Origin of the sequence: Serratia sp. SM04 (assembly GCF_040280225.1) — a bacterium.
Lineage (GTDB): Bacteria > Pseudomonadota > Gammaproteobacteria > Enterobacterales > Enterobacteriaceae > Serratia > Serratia sarumanii.
In genome coordinates, this window is record NZ_JBEOQT010000021.1 from 232,317 (window position 1) to 246,562 (window position 14,246).

The 14,246-nt window shown below is 61.6% G+C and carries 14 protein-coding genes; all 14 read right to left on the bottom strand.

Going from position 1 to position 14,246, the window contains the following annotated elements; translation table 11 throughout:
- Positions 1-13: 13 nt before the first annotated feature.
- The 14 genes from gutM to yegS all read right to left on the bottom strand — a co-directional run bounded on the left by gutM (position 14) and on the right by yegS (position 13,860).
- Positions 14-370 carry a transcriptional regulator GutM gene (gene gutM, locus ABTW55_RS15580; protein ID WP_033648849.1) on the bottom strand — a complete coding sequence of 119 codons (357 nt, stop codon included), beginning with the start codon at positions 368-370 and terminating at the stop codon, positions 14-16.
- Between the two features lie 46 nt (positions 371-416).
- Entirely contained in the window at positions 417-1,196 is a 780-nt protein-coding gene (gene srlD, locus ABTW55_RS15585) for a sorbitol-6-phosphate dehydrogenase (protein WP_041036296.1), read from the bottom strand.
- Between the two features lie 10 nt (positions 1,197-1,206).
- Positions 1,207-1,569, bottom strand: a complete 363-nt coding sequence (srlB, locus tag ABTW55_RS15590; RefSeq protein WP_021504438.1) for a PTS glucitol/sorbitol transporter subunit IIA — start codon at positions 1,567-1,569, stop codon at positions 1,207-1,209.
- Positions 1,570-1,591: 22 nt separating this feature from the next.
- Complete coding sequence (locus ABTW55_RS15595) at positions 1,592-2,572, bottom strand: PTS glucitol/sorbitol transporter subunit IIB (RefSeq protein WP_033635556.1); 981 nt, start codon at positions 2,570-2,572, stop codon at positions 1,592-1,594.
- Positions 2,573-2,587: 15 nt separating this feature from the next.
- On the bottom strand, positions 2,588-3,136 hold the full coding sequence (locus ABTW55_RS15600; protein ID WP_004941528.1) for a PTS glucitol/sorbitol transporter subunit IIC: 549 nt from the start codon (positions 3,134-3,136) through the stop codon (positions 2,588-2,590).
- Between the two features lie 258 nt (positions 3,137-3,394).
- On the bottom strand, positions 3,395-3,922 hold the full coding sequence (locus ABTW55_RS15605; protein WP_041036286.1) for a hypothetical protein: 528 nt from the start codon (positions 3,920-3,922) through the stop codon (positions 3,395-3,397).
- 337 nt (positions 3,923-4,259) lie between these two features.
- The gene (gene fbaB, locus ABTW55_RS15610) at positions 4,260-5,309 is read right to left on the bottom strand and encodes a class I fructose-bisphosphate aldolase (RefSeq protein WP_033635553.1); all 1,050 of its coding nucleotides are present in this window, start codon (positions 5,307-5,309) and stop codon (positions 4,260-4,262) included.
- A gap of 206 nt (positions 5,310-5,515) precedes the next feature.
- The gene (locus ABTW55_RS15615) at positions 5,516-6,202 is read right to left on the bottom strand and encodes a GntR family transcriptional regulator (RefSeq protein WP_033635552.1); all 687 of its coding nucleotides are present in this window, start codon (positions 6,200-6,202) and stop codon (positions 5,516-5,518) included.
- A gap of 98 nt (positions 6,203-6,300) precedes the next feature.
- Positions 6,301-7,632 (bottom strand): MFS transporter, encoded by a 1,332-nt coding sequence (locus ABTW55_RS15620; protein ID WP_033654553.1) that lies wholly within the window; start codon positions 7,630-7,632, stop codon positions 6,301-6,303.
- Positions 7,613-9,118 carry a mannitol dehydrogenase family protein gene (locus tag ABTW55_RS15625; protein WP_060423143.1) on the bottom strand — a complete coding sequence of 502 codons (1,506 nt, stop codon included), beginning with the start codon at positions 9,116-9,118 and terminating at the stop codon, positions 7,613-7,615. The genes ABTW55_RS15620 and ABTW55_RS15625 overlap by 20 nt, the downstream gene beginning before the upstream one ends.
- 52 nt (positions 9,119-9,170) lie before the next feature.
- Positions 9,171-10,460, bottom strand: coding sequence for an MFS transporter (locus ABTW55_RS15630; RefSeq protein WP_049194884.1), 1,290 nt, complete (start codon positions 10,458-10,460; stop codon positions 9,171-9,173).
- A gap of 91 nt (positions 10,461-10,551) precedes the next feature.
- Entirely contained in the window at positions 10,552-11,568 is a 1,017-nt protein-coding gene (locus ABTW55_RS15635; RefSeq protein ID WP_181423069.1) for a Zn-dependent oxidoreductase, read from the bottom strand.
- 5 nt (positions 11,569-11,573) lie between these two features.
- A complete protein-coding gene (gene manD, locus ABTW55_RS15640; RefSeq protein ID WP_047570971.1) occupies positions 11,574-12,788 on the bottom strand; it encodes a D-mannonate dehydratase ManD in 1,215 nt (404 codons plus the stop codon).
- 166 nt (positions 12,789-12,954) lie between these two features.
- Complete coding sequence (gene yegS / locus ABTW55_RS15645) at positions 12,955-13,860, bottom strand: lipid kinase YegS (RefSeq protein ID WP_060423139.1); 906 nt, start codon at positions 13,858-13,860, stop codon at positions 12,955-12,957.
- Positions 13,861-14,246: the final 386 nt, after the last annotated feature.

Sequence of the window (14,246 nt, forward strand, 5' to 3'; positions counted from 1 at the left end):
TAATGTGAAAATATCACGATTTGGGTTCAATCGCTAACGATAGTGCAGACTGGCATGCGCGATCCTCGGGGAAGATCACATCCGGGCGCAAATCCCGCTGATGCAAACCGTGCAATCGGGGCAGCGGGCGGGGCCGGGCGAAAACGGTCAGGCCGCGCAGCAACAGGCTGCCGCACACCCGCCGATCGGCGTCGAAGGCCAGTGCCAGCACCACTCGCGGGCGGAAGCGGCCGCCGGAACGGCCGACGCCGACGGCGCCCAGCCGGCACAGGCCGTCGAAGGCGCGGTTGAAGCGCTGCAGTTGCCACCAGCCGAAGGCGATTTGCAGCAGCCAGGCCAGCAGCGCGAAGGCGATCAGAGCTTGAGTCATGGGGTTCTCCTTAGGCCCCCTTGCGCGGAAGGGGGCGTCGATGGCGTCAGAACATCACCTGGCCGCCGGTGATGTTGATCGATTGGCCGGTGCAGTAAGAGGCCTTGTCGCTGGCGTAGAACAGCAGGGTGTTCAGCACGTCCTGGTAGTCGCAGCCGCGCTTCAGCGGCACCTTGTCGATGTAGTACTGCTCCACCTGGTCCGGCGCGATGCCCAGTTTTTGCGCGTACTGCGGCAGCAGCGACTGGAACATCGGCGACTTCAGCAGGTTGCCGAGCATCAGCGAATGCACGGTAATGCCGTACTCCGCCAGATCGAGCGCCAGCGACTGCGTCAGCCCCACGCCGCCGAACTTGGCGGCGCTGTAGCCGGAGTTGTGCTTGCTGCCGACCTTGCCGGACTTGGAGTTGATCTGAATGATGCGCCCGGCGATGCCGTCGCGGATCATCAGGCGCGAGAACTCGCGGGCGCAGAGGAAATAACCCACCAGGTTCACCTGCAGCGAGCGGTCGAAGTCGCCCAGCGGGAAATCGGTGATCGGCGCCGCCTTGGCGATACCGGCGCTGTACACCAGCAGGTTGGCCTGGCCGAACGCCCGATCAACCGCCGCCGCCAGCGCCATCACGCTCTGCTCGTCGGTGGCGTCGGCCTGAAAACCGCAGGCGCTGCCCGCGCCAAACGCTTCGTTGATCTGCTGTGCCACCTGATTGGCATTGTCGGCGTTCAGATCGGCCACCGCCACCCGATAACCGGCCTGCGCCAGCCCGTGGGACAAAAAGGCGCCTAACGTTTGGCCGCCGCCAATCACTACAGCTACTTCAGACATGGTCTACTCCTTATGCGATAAATGACAGCGTGCTGCCCAACGGGATATCGGTCGGCGTCGGGCCGGATACGTGGATCGAGCCGGGGAATTCGGCTTCGGCTTCGCCGTCGAAGCGCACGGTGATGTGGCCCAGCTCGCGCAGATTCTGCGTGGCGACGCTGCCGACGGCGGTGATGGCGTAGCGCCGCTGCGCCAGTTCCATCACGCCGCCGACCTGCAGCTCGCCGGCGGTCGCGCCGTGGCGGTGGATGAAGCAGAACTCTTCGATATCCGCTGGGGCGCCTTCACGGAAGGTGATCAGCATGTTGTCCAGCAACGCGTCGCGGGCGCAGCCGCCGATCTGCGTGATGGTGGTGTGAAAAATGGTGTGCATAAACGTCTCCCTGGAAATCAGCTTATTGATAAATGAAGGCCGAGGCGGCCCAGGCGATCAACACCGTCGGCGCGCCGGTCAGGAAGCGGCCGACCAGCACCGAAGGCACGCCGACCCGCACGGTGTCCTGCTTGGCTTCCGCCAGCGACAGGCCGACCGGAATGAAGTCGCAGGCGGCCTGCGCGTTGATGGCGAACAGCGCGGGCAGCGCCAGCTGCGGCGGAATATGGCCGAGACCGATCTGCACCCCGACCAGCACGCCGATCACCTGGGCGATGACCGCGCCGGGGCCGAGGAACGGCGACAGCAGCGGGAATGAGCAGATCAGCGCCAGCGTCACCAGGCCGATCGGGCTGTTGGCAAGCGGCGTCAGGCCGTGAGCGATAAAGTCCCCGAGGCCGGAGGCCATGATTATGCCGATCAAGGCCGAGACGAACGCCATGAACGGCAGGATGGTCTTCAGCACGGTGTCGATGGTGTCGCGCCCGGCCTGGAAGAACACCGCCACCACCGATCCCATGCCCATGCCGACCTTCGCCAGCAGCCCGTCGCTTTGCTCGGTGATCTTCTTGCTGGTGTCGTAGTCGCGCGCCTTGGGCGGCGCTGCAACGGTGGCGGCGGGTTGGCTATCTGCCGCTTCGATTCGGCTGATGTTGTGGTCGCGCACGCCGGAGACATAGATGTCTTCGAGGATAAACTGCGCCAGCGGGCCAGACTGGCCGGTGGCGTGGATGTTGACCGTCGGAATGCGGCGTTTCGGATACAGGCCGCAGCGCAGGGTGCCGCCGCAGTCGATCACCGCCACCCCGATCTCTTCCGCCGGCGGTTCACCTTCTTTGAAGCCGTCGACGGCCGGCCAGCCGGTCAATTCGCTGAGGCGATCGACGATCGAAGGTCGGGTGCCGGCGGTGATGTACACCACTTTCTTGCCGGGCTCGATCGGCAGCTCCAGGGGGCCACCCCAGCCGCTGGCGCCTTTTTCAATACGGATATAAGCACTCATGCTGCACTCCACGAATTAAAGTTGCACCTGGCGATCCAGACGGATGCCCATCTTGCGTTCGAACAGGCTGGTGGTGAGATCGGTGACCCAGCCGCGGAAGAAGTTGGTGAACAGCCCCACCAGGAAATAGCTCACCGCCAGCGGGCCGAGCGGCAGGCCGAGGGTGGTCAGGCCGCTGGCGATGCCGAGGTAAACGAACAGTTCGCCCGGATTGATGTGCGGGAACAGGCCGTTCATCGAGTGGCAGCTGTAGGAGGCCGCCGCGTAGTAGCTCGGCTTGTATTTCTCCGGCATGAAGCGCCCCAGGCTGAGGGTCATCGGGTTGCAGAAGACAAAGGTGCCGATCAGCGGCAGCAGCAGATAACGCGACACGGGGTTGCCCGCGCAGCGCTGCGCCAATCGTTCGATACGTTCCTGGCCAACAAATTTGATCAGCGCGTTCATGATAACCAACAGGCTGATCAACAAAGGTAAAATGCCGGTCACCATGCCGACAAACACTTCACCGCCTTTCTGAAACAGGCCGATAAACCACTCGGCGCCGTGGGTGATTAGCTCAATCATTATGTTCTCCTGTAATGGACTGATATGGCCTGGAGCGAACGGCGGCTCTGTCGCCATGGGCCTTACAGTAGTCACTTTGTTGGGCTATTTGTTTTAAATAGATCACAATTTGAAAGATAAATATTTTATTTTGAAAGTTTAAAATGAAAGAAAGAGAAGGTCTGTGGCATGAGGGGGAGAGCGCGGGCACAAAAAAGCCCGGTGAACCGGGCTTTGGGTAGGGGGTATACGGAAATCGCCGTTGTTAGCGTGTTTCTGTTACTGCTCGAGAATCTTTTGTATTGTCTGTACGGAAGCACCGTTTCTTTCGGCCGTTTGGGCCAGTTCTTGCTTTTGTTTGTCTTTTTCAGCGATTGCCATATCTTTGGCGGCGGCTATCGCGGCCAGGAAAATTTCTTTTTCCGTCGCGGTGAGCGGGCCTTGTAGTCTGGCTTCGCAGACGCGATACAACGTATCGCGGATAAAATTTACCGTGGTGGTGCGCCGAGCCAGATCGATTACGGCGGTGCTGAACTCTGCATCGCCACTGACTTTTTGAATTTGTTCCGTACTCATTTCAGCTTTCAGCGCGGCAATAACGGACTGCGCGACATCAGGCGGTGGAGCCACGCAGTACTTGATATTTGAGTCTGCGGGAATATAAATGGCGCTGCTTCTTGTTGAGTCATAGTCAAACCAATACGTTTCTCCAGGTTTCAACTCATGCCTAGAGGCCGGAGATTTAAATAGCGCGCAAGACGATAGCGAAAGGATGAGCAGGGAGATGATTACAATATTGACTTTCATGATGGCACCACCATAAAAATGTGGATTAACTAGCGTAAAATTTAGTCAAAAGTCCATAAATAACAATGAACTATAATAATTATTAATGCGCTAAGTTTTTGTGTTTTCGGAAAAGGTGGGAAATTTGAAGTTTGATAAGGTTAACTTTCAATCTTTAATGATTTATGTCGTTCTCTTTCGCATATTTGGAATAAAAAAAGCCCAGGGAGATTAAATAAAAACCAGCTCTTATTTTTGCTCATAAAATACATTCGGTTGCATTATTTCCTTGTCAAGACCTCCCTCGATGCACAAAAAAGCCCGGCGAACCGGGCTTGGGGACAGGCGGTCCGTCACATCAGGCGATGGTGACCTTCTTGTCCAGGTAGGCGTCTTGCACGGCGTTGATCAGCGCCACGCCGTCTTTCATCGATTTCTTGAACGCCTTGCGCCCCAGGATCAGGCCCATGCCGCCGGCGCGTTTGTTGATCACCGCGGTGCGCACCGATTCCTGCAGATCGTTCTCACCGGCGGCGCCGCCGGAGTTGATCAGCCCGGCGCGGCCCATGTAGCAGTTGGCTAACTGGTAGCGCACCAGATCGATCGGGTGATCGGTGGTCAGCTTGGTGTAGACGCGATCGTCGGTATAGCCGAATTTCACCGCGCGGTAGCCGCCGTTGTTTTCCGCCATTTTCTGTTTGACGATGTCGGCGCCGATGGTGGCGGCGATGTGGTTGGCTTGGCCGGTCAGATCGGCGCTGGAGTGGTAGTCCACGCCGTCCTTGTTGAATGCCGGGTTGCGCAGATAGGCCCACAACACGGTGACCATGCCCAGCTCATGCGCGCGCTCGAAGGCGATCGAGATCTCTTCGATCTGGCGGCGCGACTGCTCGGAGCCGAAGTAAATGGTAGCGCCGACCGCCACCGCGCCCATGTTGAACGCCTGCTCGACGCTGGCGTACAGGGTCTGGTCGTACTGGGTCGGGTAGCTCAGCGTTTCGTTGTGGTTGAGTTTGACCAGGAACGGAATTTTATGCGCGTAGCGGCGCGATACCGACGCCAGCACGCCGTAGGTGGAAGCGACGCAGTTACAGCCAGCTTCAATCGCCAGCTCGACGATGTTCTTCGGATCGAAATACAGCGGGTTGGCGGCGAACGAGGCGGCGGCGGAGTGCTCGATGCCCTGATCGACCGGCAGGATCGACAGGTAGCCGGTGCCGGCCAGGCGGCCGTGGTTGAACAGGGTTTGCATCGAACGCAGCACGCTGTTGGGGCGGTTGTTATCGATCATTACGCGGTCGACGAAGTCGTCGCCCGGCAGGTAGAGATTCTCGGCGGGGATAGTGGTACAGCGGTGTTGCAGCAGATCTTCCGCTTCCTTTCCTAGCAACTGCACAATATCAGTCATGATTCACTCCCGATTAAGCTTCTTCATACACCGGCAATGCAAGGGTTTTTGACCACCGGCGCAGTAAAAAAGCGGTGATTGAAGCTGTAAAGCGATACTACCGAACTGGATCCGGCAAGGACAAACAATAGATGCGATTGAGAGGAAATGCCATTTGCGAGGCCAAATACGCGGGGACGATCGCCCCCGGCGCGCTAAACGATTGATTATTCGATCTCGAACCACTCGGTGTTTTGCTGGGCGATTGGGGTGATGGAGTAGATCATCTCCTGCAGGTGATCGTGGATGGCGCGCTCCGCCGCCTCGGCATCGCGCGCTTTCAGCGCCTCGTAGATGCGGTAGTGCTGCTTGATCAGGCTCTCTGGCGGCGAGACTTCGCTCAGGCTGAGGAAACGCACCCGATCCATGGTGGCTTTGATGGTTTCGATGGTCTCCCACGCCAGCGGGCAGTCGGCGAACTGGGTCAGCAGCTGGTGGAATTCGTCGTCCAGCGCCAGAAACTCGCGCGTTTGCCCGTTCTGCGCCGCCAGCGCCTGGCGGTGCAGGTTATGCTCCAGCGTCATCAGCTGCGCCGGAGTGGCGCGCTCGGCCGCGCGGCGCACGATGGCGCATTCCACCGCCTGGCGGATAAAGCGCCCGTCGGCCACGCGCTTGGCGGAGATTTTCATCACGAAGGTGCCGCGCTGCGGCAGGATCTGCACCAGGCCGGCCTCCGCCAGCTTGATGAAAGCTTCGCGCACCGGCTGGCGCGAAACGCAAAAGCGCGTAGAAATCTCTTTCTCGGACAACAGGGTGCCGGGGGGGATGGTGCAGTCGACGATATCCTTGCGCAGGAAGCGATAGATCTGTTGGTTGACCGGGACGTTGTTGGTGAGACTGTACGTTTCAGACATGGCGACAATCAGGCATCTGGCTGGAATTCGAATGCCACCATACTAGCAGATTATTGGTTGAGGGCGGGTGGATAAATCCACCCGCCGGGCAGGGTAACTCAGTGATGCCAATCCTGATATTCCTGCTTGCGCCGCCCTGGCGCGGTTTCCGGCATCAGGCTCAGGCCGATGGCCGACACCACGCCCAGCACCATCATGTAACCCGCCAGCCCGTAGTAGTGGCCGCCGGTCACCTGCAGGATCTTCACCGCCAGCAGCCCGAGAATGCCGCTGCCGATCAGCGATCCGATCTGCCAGATCAGCGCGATGCCGCTGCAGCGCACGCGGGTGGGGAACAGCTCCGGGAAGTAGGAGGCCTGCGGCGCGTAGCACATGCTGTGGCCGAAGGTCAGCACCACGATCATGGCGATCTGCGTCACCCAGAAATTATCGAGGTTGATCGCCATAAAGAACGGCACGATGCACGCCACCTGCAACAGCGCGCCGGCGATGTATACCGGTTTTCGCCCAACCCGATCGGAGAGGCGGCCCATCAGCGGAATGGCGAAAATCTCCAGCAGCACCGCCACGATCATCGCCTCCAGCAGAATGCTTTCGTTGAGGTGGTTGGCCTTGCCATAGGCCAGTACGATCACCGTGAACATGGCGAAGGCGCAGGCTTCAATCAGCTTGGCGCACACCCCTTTGCCGATAAGGCCAGGGTAGCGGCGGGCCACTTCCACCACTGGCCGGCTCTCCACCGCCTTGGTGGCACGGATTTGGGTAAACACCGGCGACTCGTCGATCTTCAGGCGAATAAACAGCCCGACAATCACCAGCAGCAGGCTGAGCAGGAACGGAATGCGCCAGCCCCAGTCCAGCATCTGCGCCGGCGACAGCACGGCGGTCAACAGCGCGAACAGCCCGGACGGCAGCAGGAAACCGGCGGGCGCGCCGATCTGTACCCAACTGGCGTAGAAGCCGCGCCGCGGCGGCGGCGCGTATTCGGCGGTCATCAGCACCGCGCCGGCCTGTTCGCCGCCTACGCCGAAGCCCTGCAGCACGCGGATAAAGATCAGCGCGAGCGGCGCCCAGATGCCGATCTGCTCATAGGTGGGCAGCAGGCCGATGCAGAAGGTGCCGAGGCCGACGATCAGGATGGTGATCACCAGCGCCTTCTTGCGGCCGACCTTGTCGCCGATGTGGCCGAACACGATGCCGCCCAGCGGGCGAGCCAGGAAACCGACCGCGTAGGTGGCGAAGGCCGCCAGCGTGCTGATCAGCGGATCGGCGCTGGGGAAAAACAGCTGGCCGAAGAACAGCACCGCGGCGGTGCCGTAGGCGAAGAAATCATAATACTCGGCGGCGGTGCCGATGGCCGAAGCGCTGGCGACGCGCCGCAGCAGCGGTTGATTGCCGGTATTGACGGCGTTATGCGTGGTGACGGTCATCGGAAACCTCCCGGTCGGTAAGCGGCAGAGCGGCGACGGCGGCTTTGGCCCCCAGGCTCAGCAGTTGATGATAAGCGTGGCTGACGGCGCGGACGAAGTCAGGCGAGTCGGGCAGATCCTGGCCGAAGACGCTGTCGAGCTGCAGCAGCGCCAGGACGCGGGGCCGGCCTTCCTCGCTGCCGGCGACCAACGCGGCGAGGCGTTCGCGTAGCGGATCGCTGATGGCGATCGGCGCGCCTTGCTCATCGCGGCCGCCGACGTAGCGCATCCAGCCGGCGACGCCCAGCGCCAGGCAGTCGAAGCGGCTACCGCGCGCCAGATGCCAGCGGATCGCGTCCAGCAGCCGCTGCGGCAGCTTTTGCGTGCCGTCCACGGCGATTTGCGCGGTGCGGTGCTTCAGCGCGCGGTTGCGGAAACGCCGCAGCAGCGAGTCGGCATACTGCGCCAAATCGACGTTCTGCACCTGCAGGGTCGGCGCCTGTTCCGCCAGCATCAGGTGACGGGCGGCGCGGACAAAATCCGCATCCTGCATGCAGTCGCCGATGTGCTGATAACCGGCCAAATAGCCGAGGTAGGCGAGGAACGAATGGCTGCCGTTCAGCATGCGCAGCTTCATCTCCTCGTACGGCAGCACGTCGCTCACCAGCTCGGCGCCGACCTTTTCCCAGGCTGGGCGCCCCTGGGGAAAGCGATCCTCAATGACCCACTGGCTGAACGGCTCGCAGGCCACGCCGACCTCATCCTCGACGCCGCCCAGGCAGGCAAACAGTTGTTCGCGGGCTTCCTGCGTCATCGCCGGCACGATGCGATCTACCATGGTGGAAGGGAAGGCGACCTCTTGACGCATCCAGTCGGCCAGCGCCGGATCCTGCCGCTGCGCCAGGTCGAGCAGCACCTGACGCGTGACCCGGCCGTTGGCCGGCATATTGTCGCAGGACATCACGGCGAACGGCGGCAGCCCGCGTTCGCGGCGCAGGCGCAGCGCCGCCAGCAGCAGCCCCGGCGCCGACTGTGGCTGCGCCGGGTGAGCGATATCATGCGCGATCGCCGGGTGTTCCGCCATCAGCCGGCCGCTGGCAGGGTGGTGGCAATAGCCCTTTTCGCTGATGGTCAGCGAGACGATGGCGATCTCAGGCTGCGTCAGGGCCGCCAGCACCGCCGCCAGCCCGTCGGTTTGCAGGTGCAGCGCCTGGCGCACCACGCCGATGACCCGGCCCCGCAAGCCGTCGTCGTCCATCTCCGCCACCGAGAACAGCAGATCCTGTTGCTGCAGGTCGGCGATCTTTTGCCGGCCGTGCTGCATGCTGATTTCGCAGTAGCCCCAGTCGCTGCCGTGCTCGCTGGCCAGCCTGTCGGCGTACATCGCCTGGTGCGCGCGGTGAAACGCGCCGAAGCCGATATGCACCATGCGCGGTTTCACTCGCTCACGTGCGTAGCCGGGCCGGAGAACGGCGGCCGGCAGCGCGCTGTGGTCGGAAAGTCTCATGTTCAATGTCCCTGGAGAGGTAAGCAAAGGGGCGAAGCCGCCCCGCCTGGCGTTATGGTTTTAAGATTTGCACGCCCGCCGTCGCGCGCGGCGCCTTGATCACCAGCAGCACCAGCAGCGCGCCCAGCGCGGCGACGCCGCCCGCCAGCATAAAGGCGCTGTCGAATTTGCCGGTGTTCTGCACGATGTAGCCGGTGACGATCGGCCCGATGATGCCGGAGACGCTGCCGATCAAATGAATGAACCCGCTGGCGCCGCCGACCCGGGATTTATGCACCACGTCCTGGATGATCGCCCAGTAGAGAGCGCCGGTGATGTAAAGGAAGAAGATTGACACCGACATCAGCATCACCGCCGGCACCACGCTGCTGACGGTGCCCGCCAGCGCCACGCACACCGCCGCCGCCAGCAGGCTGGTGACCAGCACGATCTTGCGCGACAGCAGCAATTTGCCGGTGATGTTGAAGATCTTGTCGGAAATATAGCCGCCGAGCGCCAGCCCGACGAAGCCGACGATCCACGGGATCATCGTGGTCAGGCTCATCTCTTTGATGTTCAGGTTGTGCGCCTGCACCAGATACGAGGGGAACCAGCTCAGGAAGAAGAACAGAATGTAGTTGTAGCAGAAGAAGGCGAAGGCGGTGACCAGAATGATCGGCTGCTTCAGGTAGTAACCCAGCCCGTGCGCGGCGTCGCTCAGCGCGCTTTCCTCGCCGAGGTTTTCCTGTTTCAGCCGCGCGATCAGCGCCCGTTCTTCGGCGCTGACGCGCTGGCTTTTCGCCGGGTTATCCGCCACCACGAAGAACCACACCAGCATCCAGACGATGCCGATGGCGCAGATGATCATAAACGCCGGTCGCCAGCCGAACGCCAGCGCCAGATAGCCGACGATCGGCCCGGCCACCGCGCCGCCCAAAGGCGAACCGGCGCTAAGCAGGCCCATGGCGGTCGCCGCCTGCTTCTTCGGGAACCAGCCGTTGATCATCTTGTTGGCCGAGGCGCAGATCGGCCCTTCGGCCATGCCGAACAGGACGCGCAGGATCAGCATCGAGTAAAAACCGGTGGCGATCGCCGTCATGCCGCAGAAGATAGACCACAGACCGACCGCCACGCCCAGCACCAGCGTCGGGCCGAAACGGTCGACCGCCAGCCCGCCGACGAAGTTGAAGATGGCGTAGCCGAAGAAGAAGCTGCCGAAGATCAGGCCGAACTGTTCGGCGTTCAGCATCAGATCCTGTTCGATCATTGGCACGGTGATCGACAGCGCCACGCGATCGAGGTAGTTGATCATGTAGACCATGAACAGCAGGAACACGATGGTCCAACGCAGGTTTTTAAACATAAAGCACTCCACTGGGTGTCGTTTTAATCGTGATGCTTCGTTGTTTGCACGGGCGGCGGGGGCCGCCCAATGCCCCGATGCTGCCTTGGCGTTACTCGAACTGCAGCAGCACCTTGCAGCAGGTGCGCTGATCCCGCTCGAACATCAGCATCGCCCGTTCGACGTCGTCGGCGGGCACGCAGTGGGTGAGCAGCCGCTGCGGGTCTAGCTTGCCGTCCGCCATCCAGCCGATCACCTGCGGGAAGCGCGCGCTGTTCAGGCGCGAGGAGAAGATCGACAGCTCCTTGCTGGTGATGCTCTGCTGGGTCAGGGTGCAGGCGTCGCCGGAAAAGCCCATGATGCCGATGCGCGCCGCCGGCGAGGCCAGATTGATCGCCTCCGGCAAAATGGCGGGGTGGCAGGCGGCATCGACGATCAGCGTCGGCTGAATGCCGCGCTGCTGCAGCATCTGCGGCAATGCGGCCTCGGCGTTGTTGAACGTCTCGTCGGCGCCGTTGGCGCGCGCCATGTCCAGCCGTTCGGCGATGCGATCGACGACCCACACCTGCTTGACGCCGTACACGCCTTTCAGCGTCTGGATAACCGTGAGCCCCATCGGCCCGCCGCCGTAGATCAGCGCGATGTCGTCGGGGCGCGGTTGCAGATGGGCGGTAATGTTGGCGGCGATGCTGAAGGGTTCGATCATCGCGGCGTGGCGATCGCTGATGGCGGGCGGAACCGGATAGGCGTTGCGCGCCGGCACGCAGGCGTAGTCGCTGAAGCCGCCGTCGCGGTGCACGCCGATCACCTGCAGCGAGGTGCAGACGTTGGGGCGGCCGACCGAACAGGGATAGCAGTGGCCGCAGCTCACCACCGGATCTACCGAGACGCGTTCACCGAGGCGCGCCGGATCGACGCCTTTGCCCAGCGCATCGATCAGGCCGAAGAACTCGTGGCCGATCACCCGCGGATAGCGGGCGAACGGGTTATGGCCGTGATAGATATGGACGTCGGAGCCGCAGATGCCGGCGAATTTCACCTTGACCCGCACCTCGCCGGCCGCCGGCTGCGGCAGCGCGCGCGTCTGCAGCGCCAGGCGCCCGGGCTGTTCGATCACGACGCTGCGCATGGTGTTTACCAGTTCCATAAGGTGCCATCCTCCAGACGCGCGACCGGCAGGTAGGCCGGTTCATACGGGTAACGGGCCGCCAGCTTCTCATCGAACTCGATGCCGATGCCCGGCTTGTCGCCCGGATGCATATAGCCGTCGTCGAACGTCCAACTGTGCGGGAACACCTCAAGCATTTGCTCGGAATAGCCCATGTATTCCTGCACGCCGAAATTCGGCACCCACAGATCGAAATGCAGCGCCGCCGCCATGCAGATCGGCGACAGATCGGAAGGGCCGTGGGAGCCGGTGCGCACCTGATACAGCGAGGCGAAGTCGGCGATGCGCCGCATGCCGGTAATGCCACCCGCGTGCGTCAGGGTGGTGCGGATGTAGTCGATCAGCTGTTCTTCGATCAGCTGTTTGCAGTCCCAGATGCTGTTGAACACCTCGCCGACGGCGATCGGCGTGACGGTATGCTGGCGGATCAGGCGGAAACAGGCCTGATTTTCCGCCGGCGTCGGATCTTCCATCCAGAACAGGCGATACGGTTCGGCGCTTTTGCCGAAGCGCGCCGCTTCGATCGGCGTCAGGCGGTGGTGCATGTCGTGTAGCAGATGTTCGTTGAAGCCGAACCTGTTGCGCACCGCGTCGAACAGTTTGGGGGTGAAATCGAGGTATTTTTCCGTCGACCACAGCTGCTCTTCCGGCCAGTCGCCCTTGGTGGCCGGCTCATAGGCCTGGCCTTTGCCCTTGGCCATGCCGTAGGTGGTTTTCATACCCGGCACGCCGCATTGAACGCGGATCGCCTTGAAGCCTTGTTCTTTATGTTTGGCGTAGTCGTCGAGCACCTCGTCGATCGAGTGGCCGGTGGTGTGGCAATACACCATCACACCAGAGCGCGAGGCGCCGCCCAACAGCTGATACAGCGGCATGTTGGCGGCCTTGGCCTTGATGTCCCACAGCGCCATGTCGACAGCGGAAATGGCCGACATGGTCACCGGGCCGCGCCGCCAGTAAGCGCCTTTGTAGAAGAATTGCCAGAGGTCTTCGATCCGCTGCGCGTCGCGGCCGATCAGCTGCGGGCAGAGGTGATCTTTCAGGTAAGAGGCCACCGGCAATTCGCGGCCATTTAGCGTGGCGTCACCGAGGCCGACGATGCCGTCATCGGTGGTGATTTTCAGCGTGACAAAATTGCGCCCCGGGCAGGTGACGAACACCTCGGCGTTGACGATTTTCATAACCTTCACATCCTGTAGCTGCGGAGAGATAGCGCGAAAATACGTCATGAACTAACTACCATACAAGTATGATTTGATGAATTTGCCGGAGAGGATCACATTTGATCGCGAGCGGAAGCGGGTAAACGGGGGAAGAAACGGGGCGCAGCGGCTGCGCCCGACAAGGTCAGCCCAGCAGGGCGCAGTTAGGCGGCAGGCGGCATTCGATGGCCTGCGGCAGCACTTCGATGCGGAAATGGCGACCCTTGAGTGGTTCGCCGTCGAGGTTGAAGGTCATCTCATGCGGCGCGTCGATCTCGAGCCACGGCAGCGCCGCGCTGAGGATGCTGTTGCTCTCTTCGTCGTTGAACAGGGCGGCGACCAGCGCCGGCAGCAGCTCATCGGCGATCAGCAGGCGCAGCTGCAGCAGGCCGTCGTTGATCAGCGCGCTGGGGCACAGCTCCTGGCCGCCGCCTGCCTGCTTGCCGTTGCCGATGCCGATCACCAGCGCCTCGCCGGCCCAGCGGAAGTCCGGCCCGCGGATTTCACAGCGGTCGGCCTGCAGCGTATCCATGCGCAGCAAGCCGTGCACGAAGTAGGACACGCCGCCGAGAGCCGCCTTCAGCTTCTCCGGCGTTTCGGTGGTGATGCGGGTGCCGAAGCCGCCGGTGGCCATGTTGATGAAGTAGCGCTCGCCGTTGACCTTCGCCAGATCGATCGGCACCGAGCGGCCCTTGATAGCCAGCTGCAGCGCCTGTTCCGGCGAAGGGGGGATGTTGCAGGCCATGGCGAAGTCGTTGGCGGTGCCGAGCGGCAGGATGCCCAGCGCCGGCCGGTTGTGCGCCGGCAGTTGCACCAGCGCGGCGGCCACTTCGTTGATGGTGCCGTCACCGCCGCCGGCGACGACGGTGCCGACGCCGAGCTGCGTGGCTTCTGCGACATAGCGCGCGGCGTCGCTGTGCTCCCAGGTCACGCGCACGTGCAGCGTGATTTGCTCTGCGCGCAGGCGTTTGACCGCCTGCCGCAGCTCTTCGTTACCGGCGCCTTTGCCGTTGATGATAAGCAGGGCGGGCGCATGTGAGTGTTGAGGCATTGCCGATATCCTCCGGCGGAAAACCAAGAATGCCTCAAGATAAACCAGCTGCCGCCACCAGGCCATCAGAATATTCAGCTAATTCTGGTTATTTCCCGGCGTTCAGTGAATAAGAAACAAGGCGAATTTATCTGAATTTTACCCGGAAATAAGCCAGGTTTTAAAGACGAGAGGATTAATCGCTGTAGCGTTATTTATATATCGAGGCGACGTGATTATTATTATTAAAACGGATAACGGGAATAAGTTATGGAAATCGGCGCGGCGAAAAAAATAGGCGCACCCATAAAGAAAAAGCCAGCCCAAGGGAGATTGGGCCGGCTAAGGAGGTGGTTCCTAGTATTGCTATGCAAATATTTTCGTTGTTCGTTTTAAGCAGCGTGATA

Coding starts and splice junctions, on each gene's coding strand:
- gutM (WP_033648849.1), bottom strand. CDS start 370: ATGACTCAAGCTCTGATCGCCTTCGCGCTGCTGGCCTGGCTGCTGCAA.
- ABTW55_RS15605 (WP_041036286.1), bottom strand. CDS start 3,922: ATGAAAGTCAATATTGTAATCATCTCCCTGCTCATCCTTTCGCTATCG.
- ABTW55_RS15630 (WP_049194884.1), bottom strand. CDS start 10,460: ATGTTTAAAAACCTGCGTTGGACCATCGTGTTCCTGCTGTTCATGGTC.
- fbaB (WP_033635553.1), bottom strand. CDS start 5,309: ATGACTGATATTGTGCAGTTGCTAGGAAAGGAAGCGGAAGATCTGCTG.
- yegS (WP_060423139.1), bottom strand. CDS start 13,860: ATGCCTCAACACTCACATGCGCCCGCCCTGCTTATCATCAACGGCAAA.
- srlD (WP_041036296.1), bottom strand. CDS start 1,196: ATGTCTGAAGTAGCTGTAGTGATTGGCGGCGGCCAAACGTTAGGCGCC.
- ABTW55_RS15615 (WP_033635552.1), bottom strand. CDS start 6,202: ATGTCTGAAACGTACAGTCTCACCAACAACGTCCCGGTCAACCAACAG.
- manD (WP_047570971.1), bottom strand. CDS start 12,788: ATGAAAATCGTCAACGCCGAGGTGTTCGTCACCTGCCCGGGGCGCAAT.
- ABTW55_RS15620 (WP_033654553.1), bottom strand. CDS start 7,632: ATGACCGTCACCACGCATAACGCCGTCAATACCGGCAATCAACCGCTG.
- srlB (WP_021504438.1), bottom strand. CDS start 1,569: ATGCACACCATTTTTCACACCACCATCACGCAGATCGGCGGCTGCGCC.
- ABTW55_RS15600 (WP_004941528.1), bottom strand. CDS start 3,136: ATGATTGAGCTAATCACCCACGGCGCCGAGTGGTTTATCGGCCTGTTT.
- ABTW55_RS15625 (WP_060423143.1), bottom strand. CDS start 9,118: ATGAGACTTTCCGACCACAGCGCGCTGCCGGCCGCCGTTCTCCGGCCC.
- ABTW55_RS15595 (WP_033635556.1), bottom strand. CDS start 2,572: ATGAGTGCTTATATCCGTATTGAAAAAGGCGCCAGCGGCTGGGGTGGC.
- ABTW55_RS15635 (WP_181423069.1), bottom strand. CDS start 11,568: ATGCGCAGCGTCGTGATCGAACAGCCCGGGCGCCTGGCGCTGCAGACG.